This window comes from Wolbachia endosymbiont (group A) of Clivina fossor, from assembly GCF_964026865.1.
In the GTDB taxonomy this organism is placed as follows: Bacteria; Pseudomonadota; Alphaproteobacteria; order Rickettsiales; family Anaplasmataceae; genus Wolbachia.
Window position 1 is genome coordinate 137,193 of sequence record NZ_OZ034707.1, and the last position, 23,200, is coordinate 160,392.

Here is a 23,200-nt window from a genome sequence, read left to right on the forward strand (position 1 = left end):
CCATGCTATGAAACGGGCACTTATGGCACCAGTGAAAAATTCGGTTATAACTGCAAAAGCACCTCCTGTACAATTGTACTTAAAAACTGCTAAAAACTTAAATTGGAGAGTTTCTTCCTGGTTTGACAGATTTTTCTGTTCGGTGCTATGAACTCTCTCTGCTTATTTGCGATTTTTACGTTCTCTAACACTTCTTTTATCTCTTTATTATTTCTCGCATAATCCATTGGCGTTTTGCCAAATTTATCCTTTTGCTCTACATTTGCTCCCGCTTTTACTAGCTCTTCTACTATTTTTACCTCACTTACCATGCATGCCAGGTGTAACGCGGCAAATTTGCTACTTCGTTCCACTGCGTTTACCTCTACTCCTGCCTTTATCAGCTCTTTTGTATTTTCTACACGTTGCCCCATTACTGCTAAGTGCAGTGGTCTATATTGTCCCGCATCTGCCACATTTATATCTGCTCCTTTTTTGATTAATAACCTCACTTTTTTTGGATCTGGCATTCCCACCGCGTAATGCAATATCGTCCTTCCTTTTGTGTCTTTTTTATTAATATTTTCTATTGAGTTATCTAATACCTCTTTCCACGACTTATTAAATTCTTCTCTTTCTTTCTTACTAAATTTTACCATAACTTTCCTCAGCTTTTAATGCAATATAAAGTGGCTCCAATTTGGCTCACTTTAGCGCTTAGCAAATCTTGTTTGTTTACTAGCTACTTTTTCACTTAGGGCTGTTTTGGCATAAAAAGCAAGTTTTTTTTACAAAATATACACATTTTTTTCGCATATTAGATTAAGATATAAATCTATATACTTAATCTGTTAAATAATAAGTGGTTCCTCTCCTGCTGTTGTCAGCTTTTTCTTTTAAATTTAGGCTTCCTATTTTTCCTATTATCTTGTAGCCTACCTTTTACTCCCTTCTCTTACAGAAAGCTCTTTTTATAGCCCTTTTATCTTCTCATCCATATCTTCTAGCTCTTTTTCCACTTCCATCAGTGCCTTCTTGACCAATGGCGCTTCTTCTAACTTTTCCCTTATTTCTTCAAACCTTCTTTCTCCTTTTTCTTTTAAATCTAGGCTAAATATCGCATCTACTGTCCGCTCCGACAACTCCCTTAGTTTTTCTAGCAACTCTTCAGTTCTCGCATAATACATTGCTGTTTTGCCAAATTTATCCTTTTGCTCTACATTTGCTCCAGCTTTTACTAGCTCTTTTATTATCTCTTTTGTTTCTCCTGTCTTGCATGCTATATGTAGTAGTGTATATCCTTTTTGGTCTTTCGCATTTACGTCACCTCCCGCTTCTAATATTGCCCTCACGTTTCCTATTTCCCTCATAAATACTGCTTCATGTAGGGGGGTCCTTCCTATGTAGTTCCCAGTATTAACATTCGACCCTGCTTTTATTAGCTCCCTTACTGTCTTTTCACAACTCATTAAGCTCGCACTATGTAATGCCGTATATCCTCCATCATCTATAGCATTTACATTTGCTCCTCCTTCTATCAGTGCTTTTACATTCTCTACCTTTCCATAGAATGCCGCTAGGTGCAATGGTGTCTCGCCTCTATTGTTTCTATCGTTTGTACCTGCACCTTTTTCTATTAATAACTTTATTACTTCTGGATTTGACACTTGTGCTGCTCGGTGCAATATTGTGCAACCTGCTGCGTCTTTTTCATTTATTCCACGAAATGAATTCTCCTTTAATTTTTCCAGTCTTTTATTTAAATTGAACATTTTAGTTACCCCACTATAAAAACATACGCCAATTTGGCTCACTTCAGTGCAAGATTAATTTCTTATGTTTACCTACACCTACCTGATTTATAGCTGTTTTGGCATGGAAAAGCAACTTCTTTTTTTCAAAAAACACACATTTTTACCGAATGTTAATGTAGTATATGAAGATATAAATATATGTATTTAATTCATTAAGCATATAGGTTGTTTTTCTTCCCAGGACCTGTTCAAATGTCGATGTTCATGCCAAGTTAGTACACATACTGTAATTGCTATTGAATGATGGAGAGATATACTCCATTATTTTAGCACGAAGTAACAAGTTCAATAGAATTAGTTCTTCAAAAATAATTTAAACTTTTACAGTAGGAGCAGTCTTATGAAATATTATAGTGGATTAGATGTCTCACTCAAGGAAACTTTTATCAGTATCGTTGATGAGAAAGGAAAAATTGTTAAAGAAGAAGTTATTGTAAGTGAAAGCAGTACAATAGCGGAGTATTTGCTTAGTCAAAGCAAAAAATATGAAGCAATAGGGATAGAAAGTGGACAACTATCAATATCAATGTGCAAAGAATTGAGGAGATTTGGATTGCCAGTAACTTGTGTAGATGCAAGGCATATGGCAGCAGCATTGTCTGCAAGAATCAATAAGAATGATAAAAATGATGCAAGAGGTATAGCACAAATGATGAGAGTTGGGCTATTTAAAGAGGTATTAGTAAAGTCAGATGAAGCTTGTCAGATTAAAATAATGCTTGGAAGCAGAAGACAATTAACACGTAGCAGAGAGAAAATTGAGGGAACAATAAGAGGATTATTAAAAATATACGGGATAAAAATTGATCAGCGTGCCAGATCTACAAGTTTCATTTTAAAAGTGCAAGAAATAATTAATGAGCTAGATGAAATTAGCAAGAACTCAATTGAAGCATTAGTACATAGCTTAGAAACAATAGAAGAATCGATAAGAAAACTTGACAAAATGCTCTCAGAGCAAGGTAAAAAAGATGAGGATTGTAAATTATTAACTACTGTTCCAGGAGTTGGTATTATAGTAGCAATGACATACAAAGCTGCGATAGATGATGCATATAGGTTTGAAACATCTTATGCAGTTGGAGCCTATATGGGATTGAGCCCAAGACAGTACGCTTCTGGAGAGATTGATCGGCATGGAAGTATATCAAAAATGGGACCAGTAGAATGTAGGAATGTGTTGTACGAAGCAGCACAAGTCTTACTGGTAAAATGTAAAAGGAAATTTAAATTGAGAAGCTGGGGATTGAGGCTTGCAAAAAAGAAGGGTATGAAGAAAGCAATTGTTGCCGTAGCGCGGAAGTTGTCTGTAATTATGCATAGGATGTTGGTTAGTAAAACAGAATTCTGTTATCAATAAATGCAAAAAGTAGATAATTTGATGTAAAGTAAAGATAGCAATGCCGATGGAAGGGATAAGCAAGATCCTAGGTTGAAGCATAGACTTCGTAAGACACATGTTGCCGTCCACTTCCGCCTAACAAGTATAGTGCGGCTTGGCTAAAATACAAATTAGCCATATCAGACCGCGGAGAGAACCATGGAAGCATGCTATTTTAACTTATATTAAGACTATGAAGGGAAAGAATGATACCTTAGTTTTTATAAGCTTAATGAATATGTGGATAAATACTTTAAATGTGTGTGGCGTATTTATCCACATATTCATTGGCTGCATAATTTAAAAGAGATTAATTAGAAATTTAGTGCTGGTGTTTTGATTGCCAATAAAACCCCTTTTGATTGAATAAGATAATACGATAGTAAATAAAAGGTTGTATCAGACCTGAGTTTTACATCAAAAAATATTTTTCATGATACAAAAAATTATTATTGACTTTCATGCAATTAGAGAACCTGGGTAAAACACTAAAATGTAATTTTCTAACTCCTGTATTGCATCCTTTTGCTCTGAATTTAATTCGCTTTCAAAATGAACATAGTGCTTTGCTAAACCAAATCTTATAACTTTTTGATCGGTAGAGTTTTCTACTTTGTAATGATAGGTAACGCTAAACCTTTCTAAAATTGGCTTGTATTTTAAATTCCACACTTGTTCAGATAGCTTATCACTTCCTAGTAAAAACCTTTTTCCCCTCTCTTCTATACTACTTACTGGAAAACATGCGTTTATTTCTCCTAAACTCCAACTGTCCGATAATACTATCTGCGCTTTCGCAAACTTAATTGCCGGTAATAAGCTCTGTGGTAGCGGATATAACGTTTTTAAATTATTCCACTGATGACTTCTTTCATAAATACCGTTATAATTCTTTGTGTGAGGCTCGGTTTCTCCAAGTATTGCTACATCTAGCCTATACAGATCATTACTTAATGCCTGCTCATAATGAATCCGAAAAGTACCAAACTTAAAAGTTGGATTTAAGATTTTTAGCTCAAATGTGTTCTTCCGACCAAATGATAACACTGGCCCATCTTTTTCTATTTTTACCCCTGAATAATCCGACAACAAACTGCCAAAAAAACTTTCATCTAAAATAAATCTTCCAATATTATAGTAGTCATTGAAAAGCCTCATTAACCTCGATCTTGCAGGTAATGATAGCTTTGCTAGTTCTACTACTGCATCTACGAAGAAGTCGTTTGGTACGTCTCTTATCCCTATCTGTAATTCAAAAAAGTGTTCTCCAGGTGGCTCTTCAATAATTGTAATATCTTCATTTATATTTGCCCACTTCAGTGCTATTTTCAGCGATGCTGGTGTTCCTCTTAAACGCTGAAATTCTACCCCTTCTTTTATCGCTCTTCTTTTCTCTTTTGCCCAACGCAGAATCTCTTCTAACCCATATTCCTCTATTATCCACGGCAATACTTTTTCCCCTGGGCTAAATTTAAATCCTTTTACACAGCTTGGGTCTACTTTGTAATCGATTGCATCAATCAGCGCTTTTTCTTGCTTTGTTGCGTTTGGTGGTAATAGCATTAATTCAACTCAACATTTAAACTTCTTAAGGTAGCACACTCATTCCCCAGTACCACAACGTCCTCTCTTGGCTCGATTAATTCCACGTTTTCTACTCCTTCTACGAACAAATTCGCTATAATCCACGACCTTGTTACATTCCATCCTAATCTTTTCGTTGTTTCAAATTTTTCTATAAATTTCTTCTTCACCGTTTCAATAATATCTGGTCTTTTAATGCTAATTTTACTGTGGATATCTATTTCTATAATATTGCAACTTACCACTTCTATTGTATCTGTTAAAATCCTCACATCCTCCCTGTTTAGCTGATTTCTGACAATTTCTAGTAATTCTTCTGGCAGTGTGGATAATTCTGTGGATAAGATTGAAACTTGTACTTTTCCTGGTACAGGTGATTCTACTAATGCATCTTTTACTCTCGTATCTGCTGATAATGCATAATACCGATAATTTCCTCCTGTGCTTGAGCCAACTATTCTTGCCTTGATTCTTTTTCTAAATCGTTCATCCTTTTCCCCGTTCTCCCTTTCCACTCCGTAAAATTCAGCTAAATCATCAAGTTCTTCTCCCCTTGCAAACTTAAGTAAGTTGCCCCTTGCTGCTTCGTTTATTCTTTCTCTGAGCAAAAGTTCTCGCCATGCTGCTACCTCTAATACCAAACTTCGTTATTGGGAAGACAAATAGAATATACGATAAATTCACTTAAACCTCCAGTTATAGGCGGAAAGCACTCTTTTTCATTTGTCTCATTATTATTGAGAATTGGTATAAAATCTTTATTGCTGGATCACTTTCTACCAATACTGTAAAACTTGAGTCTCGACGTATCAACTCCTCCTTCATACGTGAAAAGATTTCTTCGAAGTTCAGTGGCTCAATAATGTTAGGCTGCTCCATCTTTATACCACAACTCCATCAAAGCGAATCTTTTCCCCCATTGGTAAGTACAATCCTTCTAGGTCAAGCGTTACTTTTCCTTCTTTCACTTCTGTTATTTTTACTTTTTCTAACTTAAATCTCTTTTCCCACTTTTGTAGTGCTTCTGCTGTTGCTGCGTAAATTTCTAACGTAAAATCACGATTTACTGGCTTATCTACTAATTCAAATAATCTTGAACCGTAATCTCTTCTCATGATTCTACTACCAATTGGTGTGGTCAAAATATCAACTATTGACTGTTTCAGATGGTCCAAATCTTCTAATTCCTTACCTGTTTCAGCACTCATTCCCTTCATATCTTTATCCAGAAAAAACGCTGCTACTTCCACTTACTACCTTAAAACCACATGAGGCTAAATCACCAACTCGTGCAATACCAATATCATTAACAAATACGCTGTTTGACCCTTGCGTTAGTTTCTCACCTAGAGTTAAGATATCTCCTTTTCGACAAACAGATCTACCGTTTATAAAAACGTCGTTACTTCCACTCATACAAACATGAACCGGTATCCCCATGCAATGATCTCCTATACAAACTATAGCTCTTCTCATGTCAATTGAGATCAACTCTCCTTCCCTTAAGTTTTATTCCTTCTTTTGTCATCTCTATACTCGATTTTCCAACTTTTAGCGTTATTTTATCTACTACTTCAATCTCAAGATGATGATTCTCCTTATCGTACGATAATTTCGTTCCATCCTTAAACTCTAAAATATGCGCGTCTTTTCGGCATTCCGAGGGAAAATACTTCTGCTGATAAATTGCCGGTAACACCACCCCTAATGACAACTCTCCATATGGCGATAATACCATCACCTGCTCATCAATATCTGGGGAAAACCAACTTCTATCTTCTCCTGCTCTTGCCGTTACCCACGGAAGCCAATCGGTTAAAAATTCTCCTACCTTTACCCGCACTCTTGCTTTTTCATAGTCTACTTCTTTAACTAGACCTATACGAATAATGTTCGCTAGCCTTCTATTTAGCTCTGCAATCGCAAAATTATGGTCTAACATTTTCCCCCACACTAATAATATGCGGTATAATACCAGTTTCTAACCACATTGATTGACCTGTATGTAGCTCATGAACCCATTCGACCAACCACACTAGATATGCATCTAATTCTGGTCTAAAATCATCTCCTCCTGCTGATATAAATTCACCTGCTGAAACATTTTCCACGTCCCAAGTATTTTTATTCACAACTCTTGCAACTTCTGTTGCTAATTCTCTCACAACTATCGAGATGATATGAATTGTTATTGCTTGGCTGGAAGCATGAGAAGATAATAACTTCTCAGAGTGGATAGGTGGCAGGTTGAAAGGATTCATGAGGCCCTATTTTGCTTTTACATGCAATAATGGGATTAGACCTCGTTATCGAGATTAACCGCCCCTGCCACCGAAAACCATCGTGCGGCCCATAAAATTTGGTGACCGCGTATAGGAGGTTGGACCAACCGGTAATATTCTACTCTGATATTTTGTAGTATTCAATAAGAGGGAAAATTTATGCGTTACATAGGTGTTGATTTACATACTAATACCAATTCCTAAAAATAAATAGACGAATAAAGAAAAATTTCTAAAATAGAATAATTTAAGAATTAGTGGGGAGTTATGGCAGGAAAAAGTAAAGCAATAGGAGAAGAATTATATAATAAGTGTAACCTGGAATTAAAGAAGCACGGCATAAGAGGAGAGATAGGAAGAAGATTACAGGCAATAATATCTGCAAAAGAATATGGAATAACAAAAGTTGCTCAAATATACCGAATTACTAGAACTACATTGATGAAGTGGATTACAAGATTTAAGGAAGGAGGAGTCAATGCGTTTAAAATACAACCAGGACGTGGAGTAAAGCCGAAGTTGAGCTACAAGCAGCAAGAAGAAATTAAAAATGTCATAGCAGAAGAAGGAGCCAACCTAACGGCTAATACCAAACTTCGTTATTGGGAAGACAAATAGAATATACGATAAATTCACTTAAACCTCCAGTTATAGGCGGAAAGCACTCTTTTTCATTTGTCTCATTATTATTGAGAATTGGTATAAGAAATTAAAAATCATAATTGAGAAAATGTTTTCTATTGAGGTAAGTAAGTCTACAGCACATAGACTGATGCAAAAGTTAGGTTTTTCGTATATTACTCCAAGGCCTGTGCACAATAAACAGGATAAAAATAAACAAGAAGAGTTTAAAAAAAAATCTTAATGAAACTATTGTCACGTATCCCGAAAAAGAGCTATTTTTCTTCGATGAGTCGCGGTTTGGCACACATTCAAAGATTGGACACGGGTGGTTTAAAAAAGGCATTAGGACACAGGTTAAGGTAAAATTAGGTAGGCAAAACTTTTATCTCTATAGTGCAGTTAATCCTAGAAATGGAGAGAGTTCTAGCTTATTCGTACCAAACGTCAATACTGATTGTATGAATATATTCCTTGAGCAGATGTCACAATATTTAGGAACAAGGGAGGCATTTCTTGTTGTGGATTGTGCAGGATGGCATAGATCCAAAGGTTTAAAAATACCACAAAATATTACCTTAATCTATTTACCTCCATATTCACCAGAGTTAAATCCAGTAGAGCGTTTATGGCAATATTTGAAAGACAATCTCATTAAAAATAGAATATATGACTCTGTTAGTTTATTGGAGGATACTGTATGTGCATTCATTCGTAATATTACGGAAAGTTCGATCAAAACCATTTGTTCTGTGAGTTATTTGCCTACTTATTTATGAGATTTGGTATAATAGCTTTACTGTTTGCTACTTAGAAACAGGAAAGCAAGAATATATTCGCACATTTCACTTACAGAACTTGGACAATTTCGTTGAAGGTCTTAAATCAGAAGATGAAATAGCTTTCGAAGCTACAGGTAATAGCTGTTTCTTTTATGATGCAGTGTCATCTTACGTCAAGCGCGCAGTGATAATTGCACCCTGGCAATTTGAAGTTATTCGCCGCTCTGTAAAGAAGACAGACAGGCATGATGCAAGAGCTATTGCTTTCTTTCTAAGCAAGGATATGTTGCCTGAAGCGAGATGTAAAAGCAAACAATGCCAGCAGTTAGCTTCTCTTCTTCGAACAAGAGAGCAGTTAGTGAAATCACAAGTATCTCTAATCAATAAAATGCACGGTCTTTTTAATTATCATGGGATAAAAATTAAGAAGGAAACGCTGACAACTAAAGCTGGATTTGAACGCTCTATTCAAAAACACAATTGGGATTATATAGAAAAGATAGAGATTGAAGTAATTATCTATCAACTGGAAGCTATTAGAGAAAATCTCAAGAAGCTTAAAGAAGAAATTACTGCTTTTGCTAAGCAACTTCCTGGATTTAATAACCTTATCAGTATTAAAGGTATTGGTGCAATTTCTGTAGCAGTTTTTATCACGACAATTGGCGATATTAATGATTTTAGCAATCCTGAAAAGCTCACTGCTTATTTCGGAGTTGTACCATCAGTTTCTCAATCTAATCAGCAATGTACTATTGGAAGAATCACCAAATATGGGCCAAAAATGGCACGAACTTCTTTAGTACAGTGTACCTGGGTCGCTATACGATATAGTCCTTACCTGAAAAGTTTTTACGAGCATGTGAAAAAGAAGCGTGGTTCTGCTAAGGCTATTATTGCAACTGCTAGAAAATTTCTAACAACCATTTTCTATACACTGAAAAGGAACTGGATTTTTGAAGATTTTACAAAATTTGAATTTTTTATTGAACAATAATTGTAAGGGAAAATATGATACCTTAGTTTTTATAAGCCAAATGAATATGTGCTTTAAGTGTATGTAGACGCACATATTCATTAGCTACATTAATTTAAAAATATTAATTAAAAACTTAGTATTAGTATTTTTGTTGTCAATGAAACAACTTTTGATCGAATAAGATGGTACAGTAATAAATAAAAAATTACATTAGAGCTGAATTTTACATCAGAAAATGTTTTGAGTAATACAAAAATCATTATTGACTTTTATGCAATTGAGAGCTACCGATCTCTGACAGACATTTTCTACATACTTAAAGACAACCGGGTTTTTAAAGATTTTACAAAATATGAAATTTCTTATTGACAACAATCATAGGAGGAATTCTTGCCTGATTACGATAGAAGTATACCGAAAGTGGACGAGTATGTAATTATCATTGATGAATTATGTAAAGTTAAGGCAGTGCAAGATTTTTCACTTAACACTGAAGAAGCATGTGTTACTAGTGCAGTTGATAATGGATCTACTCTTAAAAGTGACAATGATCCAAAAAACGCACAACCAGAAAACTTAGTAACCAATGGTGAATCGATTCTAACTTTAGAACAAGAGAATGATGCTCAGGATAATAGTAAAAGACCTGGAAGTTCAAGCAAAGATGATGTTACTAAAAATGATAATGTAGTAGCTTCTGTTAGTAGTAATAATAATCATAGTAATTCAAGTAAAATTCAGTTAGATGAATCACGAGCTGGTAGCAATCAAGTATCCGATCAATCTACCGGACATATAATGCAAATGGATGATGAGCAAGCTCCTCTAAATGAGGATAGTTCTAAACTTGAAAGTAATCAACAAAATCTACAATCAGAAGTTTTACATGCATCTGAAAGTGTAGATAAGAATAGCAGTAAAAAAGACTCTAAACGGGTAAGTAATGCTCAAAGTAACAGCAAACACCCTAGTTATTCAGGCAAAAACAACCCTGCTCCACAAAATGCAAGAAGTAAGCGGCCTTTTATAGCTGTTTCTACACTAACCACTGTAGAACCAATTTCCGTCGATAGAGAAGCTAATCCTGACAGTCCATCTTCCGCTGAACCATATTTTGATAGTAGATCTGACAATGCTGTAGACAAAAAATCATCAAAAAAGGCAATTCAACCAATTGTAGCTGGTGTTGTTGGTGCGGCATTGCTAGTTAGCAGTATTGTGGCTTATATATTGAAAATGTATGCTATAGCGGTGATTGGGGGAATTATTGGATTAGCTTGTGTGAGTTATGCGTTGTATAATGCTCTAAAGCCTGGCACAAAGCTAGAAAAAGTGGAAGATGTAGAACGACTAGATGAAAAACCTCTTCCTAGTTTGTGAAGAAAATGCTCTATCGAAGCCAATATATTTACCATTATTAATAACAAATAAATATTTAAAAATTTCTTGACTTCCGCTAAAATAGATGGCTTCATGCCAATACTACTAAGAAAACAGTAGTAAATATTGAAAAGAATTGAGTCTTTAATGAGTGGATGAATAATAGTAGTGATAACAACAAACGTGAAAAATTAGAATCAGGAATCAGGAAGCAGCAATATAATAGAACGGCTTCTATTGAGAACTCCTGAGCAGCTAAAACTATACTGCAAACTGCTCGATAATGAGAAAAGACAAGATCTTTATCAAAAGGTGCTGAAGGAAATGCGTAAAAACCCAGAAGTGAATCAGTTGAAGAAGTTGAACGAAATAGCTGCTGTCATAGAAGAGGCCATATAAGGATGGAGAGAAGAGGGAAGAAAGTTAACTGGCCTACAAAATCTTAAAGCTAGTGGCATGCTTGAAGGACCATAATCGTCAAGTAAATTTTTTTTAAAACAAAACAAGATAATCTCTAAATTATTATGGCTATCACTTAATATTTAAAGAACATCTCTCACTATTTTTTCTTTCCTTCAGAGTGGGGGTTCTTGAACTTCTTTACAAGATCCTTGAACATTGCTATTTCCAAGTGAACTTGAAGGTCTGTTACAGTAATATATGGTAGCAGCAGCAACAAGACAACAAGCTCCAACTGCTATTCCGACTGCTAACGTTTCTAAGTAAACTGCAATAGCTACCCCTAAAACAACTCCAGCTATTGTTACTACTGAATCATTTTGGGCTTTTTCGCTACTTTCAAATATTGGTTGTCCCGTCTCACTATTTTTATTACATAATTGAGTGCCGGTCTCTGTAGCTTTATCAACTGTATTGGTTTGCTTTTTTATTTCAACTTTAACTTCCTCAACATCTGCCGGCATAGCCCTTGATTCCTCTATATCATCTCCTTTTGCATTAGTGGCTCCCTTCCAATTTTTGAATTTTCTAGCAATAGCTTTCCCTATCTTTTTCATAATGTTTTTCTCTCTCTATTAAGATTTATTGTATAGTGGATGTGCGTAATTTAAGACACTAATCCATAAAATTTCTCCAACTGCTCACTCCACAGCATCGGTATTTCCCTTAAATCAACTAACCTCAAATTACTTGGTTGTCTCCCATTTACTATGTCTTCTTTTATCTTTGGAGCTAAATAATTTAACCTTAAAATTTGTTGTATGCGTCTCGTACCTATATTAATTTTAACGCTCAGCTCTTTCACACTTCCATATTTGCCCTCTTCCAGTTGACGTTTCCACAGATGAGCCCTTACCACTGCTTTCAGTAGCGCATTATTTGTTTTCCCTTCTGGTTCTACTACCGTGCATTTGTTTTCTTTCTTCTTTAAATTCATTGGTATAAATTTTTCCTCTGATTCAGAACGTACCTCTATAGGTACCGCTAGTAATAGCAGAAAAAAATGGGCGGTCTAAAACTTATTTAGGCAATGAGAGACTATTTCTTCTTGAGTTGTTCAATTTCATCTTTAGGAAGACCAGTAGATTCAGCTACTAGGTTAACAGATACGCCAGCTTTAAGTAAGTTTTTTGCCACTTCAATTTTTCCTTCAATCTTTCCTTCAATTTTTCCTTCATTAAATTTCTGGTTGAGGCAAGATACATTATCATCCTCATTTTTCTTAGCTTGTTGATATATAGTCCGTTCTTCCTTAGTCCAATTATACTCTATCAACTCATTATAAGCTCTGCCAATAATCTCGTCACTTCCTACTATTTTCTTTAGATCCTTTTCACTAGTTTCACTTGCATACTTAAAGAAAAATATCCATTTTTCGACTATACTTTCTAATTGATCCTCTTTTGTTTTTGGAAATTTCGGTAGTTCTATGAAAGTATAACTAAAGTCCTTCAGGTCATGTTCGTGAGTAATCTTATCAAGAGTAACATGATCGGACTTGTAGGCTGATTTATTAGGAAATAGAACAAAATCAGTGATGGCAATGAAGATAACTTCTTTAAGTTCATGATATTTGTCACCTATGCCGGCTTGGCTAAAATAAGCTCCAGCAGCATAGTATTGTGCGCGTTTTTCAAAGCCAGTCGTTCTCGCAACCTGCATCTCGCAAATAAATTGAACACCTGCAGAATCTCTACATAATACATCGACAATACTCTCCTTTTTAGCGGCAATGTCGGGGTTTTGAATGGGACTTAGAAACTGCACATTCTTTATTTTAGCTTCACCAGTGAGGTTTAGAACATCGTTGAGAAAATGAATGAGAATATCTTTATTTTTCTCAGTACCAAAGATGCGCACGAAGGCATAATTGTTTTTTGGATCTAAAAACTTTGACAAAGCCATAAGAAATTCTCTTCAAAACTATTAATAATTGTACACCATTCTGTAGAAATATTCAACCTTTTTGTATTTAAATCTTATTTTTTTAAACTTTGGGCATGTTAAAGAAAAAAACAACTGTCAGAGATGGGTTGAGAATGGCATTCTCTACTTTAGATGCCCTTATATATCTTTTTACAACCACCTCTGTAACATGCCTTAAAAGATCAGAAAATGGATATCAAGTTTTTTCTCTCCATACTTTTTTCAGTGCTCTCATTTTATTGCTTTTATAAACGTTAATCCATAAAACTTTTCCAATTGCTCACTCCATAACATCGGTATTTCCCTTAAATCAGCTAACCTGAGATGTCTTGGTTGTCTCCCATTTACTATGTCTTCTTTTATCTTTGGAGCTAAATAATTTAACCTTAAAATTTGTTGTATACGTCTTGTACCTATATTAATTTTAACGCTCAGCTCTTTCACACTTCTATATTTTCCTGCCTCCAGTTGACGTTTCCACAGATGAGCCCTTACCACTGCTTTCAGTAGCGCATTATTCGTTTTCCCTTCTGGTTCTATTACCGTGCATTTATTTCCTTTCTTCTTTAAATTCATTGCTATAAATGTCCTCTCTGACTCAGAATGTACCTCTATTCCATCTTCTTTTACCATTACTCCCTTTATTAGTTTTTTCACCACTTCTTTCTGTTTTCCAAAACTTAAATTTTTCCACTCTTCCGCTTTTTCTTGCCAATTTTTGTATAGGTGCTCTGCTCTCTTCATTACTTCTTTTTCCACTTCTCCTGCTACTATATTCCGACTCTTTGACGCACAGCTTTTTCCAACTAAATGATTGTTGCACACGTAATATCTATACCTTTTATTCTCTTTTTTTGCGTACGTCAGCGTCATATTTGCATTACAGCTCTTGCACTTTATTATTCCCTTTAGCAATGCTTCCTCATATTTTACTTTTCGATATGGCTGATTCTTTATCAATTCTTGCGCTTTTTGCCATTTTTCTTCCTCTATTATTGCCTCATGCTTTCCCTCATATTGCTTCTCATAATGCTTGATTTTTCCCATATACGTTGGATTTGTTATTATTCTTCTTACCGTCGCTTTTTTAAAGATTTCTCCTCCATACACCTTTCCTGATTTTGCCTCAAACTTCTTCGTTCGGTATCCTTCTCTATTTAACTCCCTTGCTAGTTCTGCCATTGATTTCAGTTCCATATATCTTTCATAGATATGTTTTATTACTTTTGCTTCTTTTTCATTTATTATTAATTCCTTTTCTTTTGCATCGTACCCTAGCGGCAGATTTCCTCCCATCCATAACCCTTGTTCTTTCGATGTTGCTATTTTATTTTTTACTCTCTCTACTACCATCTCTCTTTCTAATTGTGCTGCTCCTGATAATACCGTTTGTACGAATTTTCCCATTGGCGTATTATTGTCAAATATCTGTGTTATTGCTACAAAGTTTACTCGGTGCCTCCTAAAAAATGATGTCACTTCTATGCCGTCTTTTGTCTCTCTTGATAACCTATCTAGCGTATATACCACTACGCAATCTATTTCTCCTGCTGCTATATTCTTTAATAATTCCTTTATCGCTGGTCTTTCTAAATTTTTCCCTGAATATCCTCCATCATCGTACCTTTTTGCCAATGCTACCCATCCTTCTCGGCTTTTTATATATTTTTCACATGCTACTCGCTGTGCATCCAAGCTATTAAACTTTTGTTCTAATCCATCCTCATTTGATTTTCTTGTATATATCGCACATCTTATTTCTTCACACACTTTTTCTCTCCTTTTCACGCATGCCAAACAATAAAGGTCCGTTGTAGCTCATTCCCATTATTTTTCCGGCTACCGCTGATAATGACGTATAAAACTCTTCTCGGTAGATCAAACCTGTATTTGTTACCATTACAACGTGAACTTCTTCCCCTCTCTCTAATATCAACTCTGTCCCCTCTACTGGTAGTTTATCGCTACTTATCCTTTTTCCCTTCTCTAGTCGATCTGCCAGGTATTCTAGTCTTTTTGCTCCTTTTCTTGATATTTCTCCATATGTTTTCTCCTGTATTTTATACGCCAATCTTGGTATCAGGTATTTCTTTGAGTATCTAGGTGCCTCTTCCTCAAATACCTCTTTCCATATTTTCCTCAGTTCTACTAATGGTTTCTCTCCTAAATTCTTTACTTTCTTCTCTATTTTTTCCTTTTTTTCCATAACTCTCATACCACTTTTCTTCAGCTACAGCTCTCCGTCTTTAACTTCCTCATCCATATTTTTCAACTCTTCCTTTGCCATTATCACACCTGCTACCGTACTTTCCGATACAACCACTAGTTTTTCTAGAAATTCCCCCTGTTTATTTGCGATTTGCTCTACATTCGCTCCCGCTTTTACTAGTTCTTCTACTATTTCTATCTCTGCTACCATGCATGCAAGGTGCAACGGAGCAAATTTGCCACTGCGTTTATATCAGCTCCTGCCTTTATCAGCTCCTTTGTATTTTCTAGACGTTGCCCCATGACTGCTAAGTGCAATGGTCTATATTGTCCTGCATCCGCCACATTTACATCTGCTCCTTTTTGGATTAATAACCTCACTTTTTTTGGATCTGGCATTCCCACCGCGTAATGCAACATCGTCCTCCCTTTTGTGTCTTTTTTATTAATATTTTCTATCGAGTTATCTAATACTTCTTTCCACGACTTATTAAATTCTTCTCTTTCTTTCTTACTAAATTTTACCATAACTTTCCTCAGCTATTAATGTAATATAAAGTGCCTCCAATTTGGCTCACTTTAGCGCTTAGCAAATCTTGTTTGTTTACTAGCTACTTTTTCACTTAGGGCTGTTTTGGCATAAAAAGCAAGTTTTTTTTACAAAATATACACATTTTTTCCGCATATTATATTAAGATATAAATCTATATACCTAATATATTAAATTTACCTTCTTTTGCTTTTTCCAATAATATTAATTTTTTACTTCTTCAACTCCATTACCTCCTCTATTGCCTTGTTTGCTTCTCCATACATCACTTCTACATCTCTCATATTCACTCCCTTCTTTTCTAGATAACTCGTCACCTTCGGATAAATTTTTGCATAGTTTAGAGGACTGCATTCAAACCTATCTATTGCATCCATATCTCCTCCTGCATTTATCAGCTCTTCTATTGTTCCTATTCTTCTTGCTAAACAGGCTAAGTGTAGTGGTACTGCTTTATTGTTTGATTTTGCATTTACTGTAGCTCCTTCTTCTATCAGCACTTTCACATTTTTTCTTCTTCCTAAAAACGCTGCTAGGTGCAACGGCGTTTCATTTCTATTATTTCTCTCGTTAACGTTTGCTCCTTTTTTTATTAATAGCTCTACTATTTCTGGCTCTGACACTTGTGCTGCACGGTGCAATATCGTACAACCATCTGTGTCTTTCTCATTTATTTGTTGAAACTCGTTTACTGATATTGCTTTCAATAAATTATAAAAAGCGTTTTTTGTTTCTTCTTTTAACTTTATCATGACTACCTCACTATAAATGCTCTATAAAATTGCCTGTTTTGGCTCATTTCAGCGCTTGGTAAATTTTTTTTGTTTACCTACACCTACTTAATTTATAGCTGTTTTGGCATGGAAAAGCAACTTCTTTTTTTTAAAAAACACACATTTTTACCGAATGTTAATGTAGTATATGAAGATATAAATATATGTATTTAATTCATTAAGCATATAGGTTGTTTTTCTTCCCAGGACCTGTTCAAATGTCGATGTTCATGCCAAGTTAGTACACATACTGTAATTGCTATTGAATGATGGAGAGACATACTCCATTATTTTAGCACGAAGTAACAAGTTCAATAGAATTAGTTCTTCAAAAATAATTTAAACTTTTACAGTAGGAGCAGTCTTATGAAATATTATAGTGGATTAGATGTCTCACTCAAGGAAACTTTTATCAGTATCGTTGATGAGAAAGGAAAAATTGTTAAAGAAGAAGTTATTGTAAGTGAAAGCAGTACAATAGCGGAGTATTTGCTTAGTCAAAGCAAAAAATATGAAGCAATAGGGATAGAAAGTGGACAACTATCAATATCAATGTGCAAAGAATTGAGGAGATTTGGATTGCCAGTAACTTGTGTAGATGCAAGGCATATGGCAGCAGCATTGTCTGCAAGAATCAATAAGAATGATAAAAATGATGCAAGAGGTATAGCACAAATGATGAGAGTTGGGCTATTTAAAGAGGTATTAGTAAAGTCAGATGAAGCTTGTCAGATTAAAATAATGCTTGGAAGCAGAAGACAATTAACACGTAGCAGAGAGAAAATTGAGGGAACAATAAGAGGATTATTAAAAATATACGGGATAAAAATTGATCAGCGTGCCAGATCTACAAGTTTCATTTTAAAAGTGCAAGAAATAATTAATGAGCTAGATGAAATTAGCAAGAACTCAATTGAAGCATTAGTACATAGCTTAGAAACAATAGAAGAATCGATAAGAAAACTTGACAAAATGCTCTCAGAGCAAGGTAAAAAAGATGAGGATTGTAAATTATTAACTACTGTTCCAGGAGTTGGTATTATAGTAGCAATGACATACAAAGCTGCGATAGATGATGCATATAGGTTTGAAACATCTTATGCAGTTGGAGCCTATATGGGATTGAGCCCAAGACAGTACGCTTCTGGAGAGATTGATCGGCATGGAAGTATATCAAAAATGGGACCAGTAGAATGTAGGAATGTGTTGTACGAAGCAGCACAAGTCTTACTGGTAAAATGTAAAAGGAAATTTAAATTGAGAAGCTGGGGATTGAGGCTTGCAAAAAAGAAGGGTATGAAGAAAGCAATTGTTGCCGTAGCGCGGAAGTTGTCTGTAATTATGCATAGGATGTTGGTTAGTAAAACAGAATTCTGTTATCAATAAATGCAAAAAGTAGATAATTTGATGTAAAGTAAAGATAGCAATGCCGATGGAAGGGATAAGCAAGATCCTAGGTTGAAGCATAGACTTCGTAAGACACATGTTGCCGTCCACTTCCGCCTAACAAGTATAGTGCGGCTTGGCTAAAATACAAATTAGCCATATCAGACCGCGGAGAGAACCATGGAAGCATGCTATTTTAACTTATATTAAGACTATGAAGGGAAAGAATGATACCTTATACCAATTCTCAATAATAATGAGACAAATGAAAAAGAGTGCTTTCCGCCTATAACTGGAGGTTTAAGTGAATTTATCGTATATTCTATTTGTCTTCCCAATAACGAAGTTTGGTATTAGTTTTTATAAGCTTAATGAATATGTGGATAAATACTTTAAATGTGTGTGGCGTATTTATCCACATATTCATTGGCTGCATAATTTAAAAGAGATTAATTAGAAATTTAGTGCTGGTGTTTTGATTGCCAATAAAACCCCTTTTGATTGAATAAGATAATACGATAGTAAATAAAAGGTTGTATCAGACCTGAGTTTTACATCAAAAAATATTTTTCATGATACAAAAAATTATTATTGACTTTCATGCAATTAGAGAACCTTGGAACTGATGGTGCGCATTGTTATGGTGGTTTCTTTGCTGTTTTAGCTACTTGGTGTGAAAAGCATCATATACCATACAAAGGTGTTCCGGTGAAGACGATAAAACGTTTCATAGCAGGCAAAGGCAATGCAAGTAAGGGTGAAGTCATTGAAGCTGTGAAAGGCAAAGGTTTTTTTCCTCAAGACGATAATGAAGCAGATGCTTTGGCATTAATGTTTTACATAATGAGTTTTAGCGAATGCTGTGATATTAATATTTTACATAATGAGTTTTAATACTAATTCTACTATAAGTAACGATTTTAATAATATAGAAACGGGGTGAAATATGGGTCTTTCCCGCCAGCCAGGCTGACTTAGTAGCAAAAAGCCCAAACCTTCTCTAGCGTCAGACGTATTTTGATTATTAACTTTTTAATTAGTTGTTAAGAATTTAAATATAGCAATTTAATAAAATATTAAGAATATGAATTTAGCAATACACTACTATCCTATTGAAAATCTTGTCGAATATGATCGCAACCCTCGCAAGAATGACGATGTAGTAAACAGAATGTGCGCTTCAATTCGGGAGTTTGGTTTTCGTATTCCGATAGTTGCAAAAAGCGATGGAACTGTAGTTGATGGTCATTTAAGGCTTAAAGCAGCAAGGAAACTGGGTATGGAGAGTATTCCAGTGGTGCTCAGTGATAACTTAAGTGAAGCCCAAACCAAAGCTTTTCGGTTACTAGCAAATCAATCAGCTAACTGGGCAAAGTGGGACGATGATCTTTTAAAGGTAGAAATTCAAGAGTTAGAAGATTTGGAGTTTGACCTCAAAATGACTGGATTTGAGCTAGAAAAAGTCCAACGCTTTCTTGATAACCTTGATGGAAGGGAAGAACAAGGGGAAAAGGGAGAAAAATTTTCTGATTTAGCTGGTGATGACAAAAAAGTGGAAATAACAAAACCAGGGGATCTGTGGATTTTAGGTGGTCATCGAATCTACTGTGGTGATAGTTGTCTGGTTGAATCGTTTAAAGCGGTATTAGACGATAAAATGGCAGATATTACCGTGTGTGACCCTCCGTATAACGTAGCATATGGTGACAGTCAGGAAAGAGAAGACAAAAAAATACTAAACGATGATCAAGGTGAAAAATACGAACTTTTTCTGTATGACATTTGTACTCATGTTTTAGCATACACCAAAGGGGCAATTTACATCTGTGCATCATCATCTGAGCTGGCAACGCTGCAGAAGGTATTTGAAGAAGCAGGTGGAAGATGGTCGACATTCATCATTTGGGCAAAGAATCATTTTACGCTAGGAAGATCTGATTATCAAAGACAATACGAAACAATACTCTACGGCTGGAAAAACGGCAATAAACGTGAGTGGCATGGAGGACGCAATCAAAGTGACCTATGGTTTTACGATAAGCCAACGTACAACTCGCTGCACCCAACGATGAAACCAGTGGAGTTAATGGAGAGAGCGATAGTAAACAGCAGTAGACCAGGAGACATAGTTCTTGATCCATTTAGTGGTTCTGGGAGTACATTAATTGCCTGTGAGAGGACAGGAAGAATCTGTAGGACGATAGAGCTAGATCCTACGTTTGTAGATGTAATACCAATTCCTAAAAATAAATAGATGAATAAAGAAAAATTTCTAAAATAGAATAATTTAAGAATTAGTGGGGAGTTATGGCAGGAAAAAGTAAAGCAATAGGAGAAGAATTATATAATAAGTGTAACCTGGAATTAAAGAAGCACGGCATAAGAGGAGAGATAGGAAGAAGATTACAGGCAATAATATCTGCAAAAGAATATGGAATAACAAAAGTTGCTCAAATATACCGAATTACTAGAACTACATTGATGAAGTGGATTACAAGATTTAAGGAAGGAGGAGTCAATGCGTTTAAAATACAACCAGGACGTGGAGTAAAGCCGAAGTTGAGCTACAAGCAGCAAGAAGAAATTAAAAATGTCATAGCAGAAGAAGGAGCCAACCTAACGGCTAAGAAATTAAAAATCATAATTGAGAAAATGTTTTCTATTGAGGTAAGTAAGTCTACAGCACATAGACTGATGCAAAAGTTAGGTTTTTCGTATATTACTCCAAGGCCTGTGCACAATAAACAGGATAAAAATAAACAAGAAGAGTTTAAAAAAAAATCTTAATGAAACTATTGTCACGTATCCCGAAAAAGAGCTATTTTTCTTCGATGAGTCGCGGTTTGGCACACATTCAAAGATTGGACACGGGTGGTTTAAAAAAGGCATTAGGACACAGGTTAAGGTAAAATTAGGTAGGCAAAACTTTTATCTCTATAGTGCAGTTAATCCTAGAAATGGAGAGAGTTCTAGCTTATTCGTACCAAACGTCAATACTGATTGTATGAATATATTCCTTGAGCAGATGTCACAATATTTAGGAACAAGGGAGGCATTTCTTGTTGTGGATTGTGCAGGATGGCATAGATCCAAAGGTTTAAAAATACCACAAAATATTACCTTAATCTATTTACCTCCATATTCACCAGAGTTAAATCCAGTAGAGCGTTTATGGCAATATTTGAAAGACAATCTCATTAAAAATAGAATATATGACTCTGTTAGTTTATTGGAGGATACTGTATGTGCATTCATTCGTAATATTACGGAAAGTTCGATCAAAACCATTTGTTCTGTGAGTTATTTGCCTACTTATTTATGAGATTTGGTATAACGCATAAATTTTCCCTCTTATTGAATACTACAAAATATCAGAGTAGAATATTACCGGTTGGTCCAACCTCCTATACGCGGTCACCAAATTTTATGGGCCGCACGATGGTTTTCGGTGGCAGGGGCGGTTAATCTCGATAACGAGGTCTAATCCCATTATTGCATGTAAAAGCAAAATAGGGCCTCATGAATCCTTTCAACCTGCCACCTATCCACTCTGAGAAGTTATTATCTTCTCATGCTTCCAGCCAAGCAATAACAATTCATATCATCTCGATAGTTGTGAGAGAATTAGCAACAGAAGTTGCAAGAGTTGTGAATAAAAATACTTGGGACGTGGAAAATGTTTCAGCAGGTGAATTTATATCAGCAGGAGGAGATGATTTTAGACCAGAATTAGATGCATATCTAGTGTGGTTGGTCGAATGGGTTCATGAGCTACATACAGGTCAATCAATGTGGTTAGAAACTGGTATTATACCGCATATTATTAGTGTGGGGGAAAATGTTAGACCATAATTTTGCGATTGCAGAGCTAAATAGAAGGCTAGCGAACATTATTCGTATAGGTCTAGTTAAAGAAGTAGACTATGAAAAAGCAAGAGTGCGGGTAAAGGTAGGAGAATTTTTAACCGATTGGCTTCCGTGGGTAACGGCAAGAGCAGGAGAAGATAGAAGTTGGTTTTCCCCAGATATTGATGAGCAGGTGATGGTATTATCGCCATATGGAGAGTTGTCATTAGGGGTGGTGTTACCGGCAATTTATCAGCAGAAGTATTTTCCCTCGGAATGCCGAAAAGACGCGCATATTTTAGAGTTTAAGGATGGAACGAAATTATCGTACGATAAGGAGAATCATCATCTTGAGATTGAAGTAGTAGATAAAATAACGCTAAAAGTTGGAAAATCGAGTATAGAGATGACAAAAGAAGGAATAAAACTTAAGGGAAGGAGAGTTGATCTCAATTGACATGAGAAGAGCTATAGTTTGTATAGGAGATCATTGCATGGGGATACCGGTTCATGTTTGTATGAGTGGAAGTAACGACGTTTTTATAAACGGTAGATCTGTTTGTCGAAAAGGAGATATCTTAACTCTAGGTGAGAAACTAACGCAAGGGTCAAACAGCGTATTTGTTAATGATATTGGTATTGCACGAGTTGGTGATTTAGCCTCATGTGGTTTTAAGGTAGTAAGTGGAAGTAGCAGCGTTTTTTCTGGATAAAGATATGAAGGGAATGAGTGCTGAAACAGGTAAGGAATTAGAAGATTTGGACCATCTGAAACAGTCAATAGTTGATATTTTGACCACACCAATTGGTAGTAGAATCATGAGAAGAGATTACGGTTCAAGATTATTTGAATTAGTAGATAAGCCAGTAAATCGTGATTTTACGTTAGAAATTTACGCAGCAACAGCAGAAGCACTACAAAAGTGGGAAAAGAGATTTAAGTTAGAAAAAGTAAAAATAACAGAAGTGAAAGAAGGAAAAGTAACGCTTGACCTAGAAGGATTGTACTTACCAATGGGGGAAAAGATTCGCTTTGATGGAGTTGTGGTATAAAGATGGAGCAGCCTAACATTATTGAGCCACTGAACTTCGAAGAAATCTTTTCACGTATGAAGGAGGAGTTGATACGTCGAGACTCAAGTTTTACAGTATTGGTAGAAAGTGATCCAGCAATAAAGATTTTATACCAATTCTCAATAATAATGAGACAAATGAAAAAGAGTGCTTTCCGCCTATAACTGGAGGTTTAA

The 23,200-nt window shown here is 35.5% G+C and carries 23 protein-coding genes and 9 pseudogenes; 15 read left to right on the plus strand and 17 right to left on the minus strand.

The genetic code is table 11. The annotated features are described in order from the left end of the window. Positions 1-89 precede the first annotated feature (89 nt). Together AAGD99_RS00725 and AAGD99_RS00730 are read right to left on the minus strand one after the other, a co-directional pair. Positions 90-638 (minus strand): ankyrin repeat domain-containing protein, encoded by a 549-nt coding sequence (locus tag AAGD99_RS00725; protein ID WP_341822315.1) that lies wholly within the window; start codon positions 636-638, stop codon positions 90-92. 312 nt (positions 639-950) lie between these two features. Then, entirely contained in the window at positions 951-1,751 is an 801-nt protein-coding gene (locus AAGD99_RS00730) for an ankyrin repeat domain-containing protein (RefSeq protein ID WP_341822316.1), read from the minus strand. 382 nt (positions 1,752-2,133) lie between these two features. Here AAGD99_RS00730 and AAGD99_RS00735 point away from each other — a divergent pair, with 382 nt between their 5' ends. Beyond that, positions 2,134-3,153, plus strand: a complete 1,020-nt coding sequence (locus tag AAGD99_RS00735) for an IS110 family transposase (RefSeq protein WP_341822222.1) — start codon at positions 2,134-2,136, stop codon at positions 3,151-3,153. Between the two features lie 480 nt (positions 3,154-3,633). Here the strand turns inward: AAGD99_RS00735 and AAGD99_RS00740 are convergent, their stop codons facing one another. From AAGD99_RS00740 to AAGD99_RS00770, 7 genes and pseudogenes are all read right to left on the minus strand, one after another. Continuing rightward, a complete protein-coding gene (locus AAGD99_RS00740; RefSeq protein ID WP_341822317.1) occupies positions 3,634-4,737 on the minus strand; it encodes a phage tail protein in 1,104 nt (367 codons plus the stop codon). Next, a pseudogene (locus AAGD99_RS00745) lies at positions 4,737-5,393 on the minus strand (baseplate J/gp47 family protein); the annotation flags it as partial. The pseudogene AAGD99_RS00745 and the gene AAGD99_RS00740, both read right to left, overlap by 1 nt. Before the next feature lie 118 nt (positions 5,394-5,511). Further along, positions 5,512-5,637, minus strand: a pseudogene (locus AAGD99_RS00750) (baseplate assembly protein J); the annotation flags it as partial. A 2-nt stretch (positions 5,638-5,639) separates the two neighbouring features. Next, entirely contained in the window at positions 5,640-5,975 is a 336-nt protein-coding gene (locus AAGD99_RS00755) for a GPW/gp25 family protein (protein WP_264736424.1), read from the minus strand. A gap of 4 nt (positions 5,976-5,979) precedes the next feature. Continuing rightward, positions 5,980-6,234: a PAAR domain-containing protein gene (locus AAGD99_RS00760; RefSeq protein WP_341823181.1), complete on the minus strand. Its 255-nt coding sequence runs from the start codon at positions 6,232-6,234 to the stop codon at positions 5,980-5,982. 1 nt (position 6,235) lies between these two features. Then, positions 6,236-6,700: a phage baseplate assembly protein V gene (locus AAGD99_RS00765; protein WP_341822319.1), complete on the minus strand. Its 465-nt coding sequence runs from the start codon at positions 6,698-6,700 to the stop codon at positions 6,236-6,238. Then, a pseudogene (locus AAGD99_RS00770) lies at positions 6,687-6,929 on the minus strand (hypothetical protein); the annotation flags it as partial. The pseudogene AAGD99_RS00770 and the gene AAGD99_RS00765, both read right to left, overlap by 14 nt. Positions 6,930-7,307: 378 nt before the next feature. Here AAGD99_RS00770 and AAGD99_RS00775 point away from each other — a divergent pair. The 5 genes and pseudogenes from AAGD99_RS00775 (at position 7,308) to AAGD99_RS00795 (ending at position 11,201) form a co-directional block, all read left to right on the plus strand. Beyond that, positions 7,308-7,658 carry a helix-turn-helix domain-containing protein gene (locus AAGD99_RS00775; RefSeq protein WP_341822320.1) on the plus strand — a complete coding sequence of 117 codons (351 nt, stop codon included), beginning with the start codon at positions 7,308-7,310 and terminating at the stop codon, positions 7,656-7,658. A gap of 85 nt (positions 7,659-7,743) precedes the next feature. Next, positions 7,744-8,440 (plus strand): annotated as a pseudogene (locus AAGD99_RS00780) (IS630 family transposase); the annotation flags it as partial. Next, positions 8,421-9,440, plus strand: coding sequence for an IS110 family transposase (locus AAGD99_RS00785; protein WP_341823182.1), 1,020 nt, complete (start codon positions 8,421-8,423; stop codon positions 9,438-9,440). The pseudogene AAGD99_RS00780 and the gene AAGD99_RS00785, both read left to right, overlap by 20 nt. Before the next feature lie 372 nt (positions 9,441-9,812). After that, complete coding sequence (locus AAGD99_RS00790; protein ID WP_341822321.1) at positions 9,813-10,802, plus strand: hypothetical protein; 990 nt, start codon at positions 9,813-9,815, stop codon at positions 10,800-10,802. Positions 10,803-11,039: 237 nt separating this feature from the next. Further along, positions 11,040-11,201, plus strand: coding sequence for a hypothetical protein (locus tag AAGD99_RS00795; RefSeq protein ID WP_341822322.1), 162 nt, complete (start codon positions 11,040-11,042; stop codon positions 11,199-11,201). Between the two features lie 176 nt (positions 11,202-11,377). On the opposite strand, the gene AAGD99_RS00800 is transcribed toward AAGD99_RS00795, so the two are convergent. The 8 genes and pseudogenes from AAGD99_RS00800 to AAGD99_RS00830 all read right to left on the minus strand — a co-directional run bounded on the left by AAGD99_RS00800 (position 11,378) and on the right by AAGD99_RS00830 (position 16,697). Then, entirely contained in the window at positions 11,378-11,818 is a 441-nt protein-coding gene (locus tag AAGD99_RS00800; protein ID WP_341822323.1) for a hypothetical protein, read from the minus strand. Positions 11,819-11,868: 50 nt separating this feature from the next. Beyond that, positions 11,869-12,237: pseudogene (locus AAGD99_RS00805) on the minus strand (recombinase family protein); the annotation flags it as partial. A gap of 62 nt (positions 12,238-12,299) precedes the next feature. Continuing rightward, on the minus strand, positions 12,300-13,166 hold the full coding sequence (locus AAGD99_RS00810; RefSeq protein ID WP_341822324.1) for an Rpn family recombination-promoting nuclease/putative transposase: 867 nt from the start codon (positions 13,164-13,166) through the stop codon (positions 12,300-12,302). 252 nt (positions 13,167-13,418) lie between these two features. Further along, the gene (locus tag AAGD99_RS00815) at positions 13,419-14,957 is read right to left on the minus strand and encodes a recombinase family protein (protein ID WP_341822325.1); all 1,539 of its coding nucleotides are present in this window, start codon (positions 14,955-14,957) and stop codon (positions 13,419-13,421) included. Beyond that, positions 14,950-15,393, minus strand: a complete 444-nt coding sequence (locus tag AAGD99_RS00820) for a DUF2924 domain-containing protein (RefSeq protein ID WP_341822224.1) — start codon at positions 15,391-15,393, stop codon at positions 14,950-14,952. Before AAGD99_RS00820 ends, AAGD99_RS00815 begins: the two co-directional genes overlap by 8 nt. Before the next feature lie 24 nt (positions 15,394-15,417). Further along, the gene (locus tag AAGD99_RS08965) at positions 15,418-15,606 is read right to left on the minus strand and encodes a hypothetical protein (RefSeq protein ID WP_410529918.1); all 189 of its coding nucleotides are present in this window, start codon (positions 15,604-15,606) and stop codon (positions 15,418-15,420) included. Continuing rightward, entirely contained in the window at positions 15,600-15,923 is a 324-nt protein-coding gene (locus AAGD99_RS08970) for an ankyrin repeat domain-containing protein (protein WP_410529917.1), read from the minus strand. Before AAGD99_RS08970 ends, AAGD99_RS08965 begins: the two co-directional genes overlap by 7 nt. A 234-nt stretch (positions 15,924-16,157) precedes the next feature. After that, positions 16,158-16,697, minus strand: a complete 540-nt coding sequence (locus tag AAGD99_RS00830; RefSeq protein WP_341822223.1) for an ankyrin repeat domain-containing protein — start codon at positions 16,695-16,697, stop codon at positions 16,158-16,160. A gap of 387 nt (positions 16,698-17,084) precedes the next feature. Here AAGD99_RS00830 and AAGD99_RS00835 point away from each other — a divergent pair, with 387 nt between their 5' ends. The 9 genes and pseudogenes from AAGD99_RS00835 to AAGD99_RS00875 all read left to right on the plus strand — a co-directional run. Further along, positions 17,085-18,104, plus strand: coding sequence for an IS110 family transposase (locus tag AAGD99_RS00835; protein WP_341822222.1), 1,020 nt, complete (start codon positions 17,085-17,087; stop codon positions 18,102-18,104). A gap of 612 nt (positions 18,105-18,716) precedes the next feature. Then, positions 18,717-18,998, plus strand: a pseudogene (locus AAGD99_RS00840) (Holliday junction resolvase); the annotation flags it as partial. A gap of 190 nt (positions 18,999-19,188) precedes the next feature. Then, positions 19,189-20,334 (plus strand): annotated as a pseudogene (locus AAGD99_RS00845) (DNA modification methylase); the annotation flags it as partial. A gap of 77 nt (positions 20,335-20,411) precedes the next feature. Next, positions 20,412-21,426 (plus strand): IS630 family transposase gene (locus AAGD99_RS00850; protein ID WP_341822214.1). Its coding sequence is split into 2 segments (ribosomal slippage): positions 20,412-20,876 and positions 20,878-21,426, totalling 1,014 coding nucleotides; the frame shifts between segments, so codons are not numbered across the junction. Between the two features lie 287 nt (positions 21,427-21,713). Continuing rightward, positions 21,714-21,956, plus strand: a pseudogene (locus tag AAGD99_RS00855) (hypothetical protein); the annotation flags it as partial. Next, on the plus strand, positions 21,943-22,407 hold the full coding sequence (locus tag AAGD99_RS00860) for a phage baseplate assembly protein V (RefSeq protein ID WP_341822319.1): 465 nt from the start codon (positions 21,943-21,945) through the stop codon (positions 22,405-22,407). The pseudogene AAGD99_RS00855 and the gene AAGD99_RS00860, both read left to right, overlap by 14 nt. 1 nt (position 22,408) lies before the next feature. Next, the gene (locus AAGD99_RS00865) at positions 22,409-22,663 is read left to right on the plus strand and encodes a PAAR domain-containing protein (protein ID WP_341823181.1); all 255 of its coding nucleotides are present in this window, start codon (positions 22,409-22,411) and stop codon (positions 22,661-22,663) included. Positions 22,664-22,667: 4 nt separating this feature from the next. Next, positions 22,668-23,003 (plus strand): GPW/gp25 family protein, encoded by a 336-nt coding sequence (locus AAGD99_RS00870; RefSeq protein WP_264736424.1) that lies wholly within the window; start codon positions 22,668-22,670, stop codon positions 23,001-23,003. A gap of 2 nt (positions 23,004-23,005) precedes the next feature. Then, a pseudogene (locus AAGD99_RS00875) lies at positions 23,006-23,131 on the plus strand (baseplate assembly protein J); the annotation flags it as partial. Positions 23,132-23,200 lie beyond the last annotated feature (69 nt).

Bases quoted from the DNA above. Each gene is read 5' to 3' on its own strand.
- AAGD99_RS00725 (WP_341822315.1), bottom strand. From the start codon at position 638: ATGGTAAAATTTAGTAAGAAAGAAAGAGAAGAATTTAATAAGTCGTGG.
- AAGD99_RS00730 (WP_341822316.1), bottom strand. From the start codon at position 1,751: ATGTTCAATTTAAATAAAAGACTGGAAAAATTAAAGGAGAATTCATTT.
- AAGD99_RS00735 (WP_341822222.1), top strand. From the start codon at position 2,134: ATGAAATATTATAGTGGATTAGATGTCTCACTCAAGGAAACTTTTATC.
- AAGD99_RS00740 (WP_341822317.1), bottom strand. From the start codon at position 4,737: ATGCTATTACCACCAAACGCAACAAAGCAAGAAAAAGCGCTGATTGAT.
- AAGD99_RS00755 (WP_264736424.1), bottom strand. From the start codon at position 5,975: ATGAAGGGAATGAGTGCTGAAACAGGTAAGGAATTAGAAGATTTGGAC.
- AAGD99_RS00760 (WP_341823181.1), bottom strand. From the start codon at position 6,234: ATGAGAAGAGCTATAGTTTGTATAGGAGATCATTGCATGGGGATACCG.
- AAGD99_RS00765 (WP_341822319.1), bottom strand. From the start codon at position 6,700: ATGTTAGACCATAATTTTGCGATTGCAGAGCTAAATAGAAGGCTAGCG.
- AAGD99_RS00775 (WP_341822320.1), top strand. From the start codon at position 7,308: ATGGCAGGAAAAAGTAAAGCAATAGGAGAAGAATTATATAATAAGTGT.
- AAGD99_RS00800 (WP_341822323.1), bottom strand. From the start codon at position 11,818: ATGAAAAAGATAGGGAAAGCTATTGCTAGAAAATTCAAAAATTGGAAG.
- AAGD99_RS00810 (WP_341822324.1), bottom strand. From the start codon at position 13,166: ATGGCTTTGTCAAAGTTTTTAGATCCAAAAAACAATTATGCCTTCGTG.
- AAGD99_RS00820 (WP_341822224.1), bottom strand. From the start codon at position 15,393: ATGGAAAAAAAGGAAAAAATAGAGAAGAAAGTAAAGAATTTAGGAGAG.
- AAGD99_RS08965 (WP_410529918.1), bottom strand. From the start codon at position 15,606: ATGGTAGCAGAGATAGAAATAGTAGAAGAACTAGTAAAAGCGGGAGCG.
- AAGD99_RS08970 (WP_410529917.1), bottom strand. From the start codon at position 15,923: ATGGTAAAATTTAGTAAGAAAGAAAGAGAAGAATTTAATAAGTCGTGG.
- AAGD99_RS00830 (WP_341822223.1), bottom strand. From the start codon at position 16,697: ATGATAAAGTTAAAAGAAGAAACAAAAAACGCTTTTTATAATTTATTG.
- AAGD99_RS00835 (WP_341822222.1), top strand. From the start codon at position 17,085: ATGAAATATTATAGTGGATTAGATGTCTCACTCAAGGAAACTTTTATC.
- AAGD99_RS00860 (WP_341822319.1), top strand. From the start codon at position 21,943: ATGTTAGACCATAATTTTGCGATTGCAGAGCTAAATAGAAGGCTAGCG.
- AAGD99_RS00865 (WP_341823181.1), top strand. From the start codon at position 22,409: ATGAGAAGAGCTATAGTTTGTATAGGAGATCATTGCATGGGGATACCG.
- AAGD99_RS00870 (WP_264736424.1), top strand. From the start codon at position 22,668: ATGAAGGGAATGAGTGCTGAAACAGGTAAGGAATTAGAAGATTTGGAC.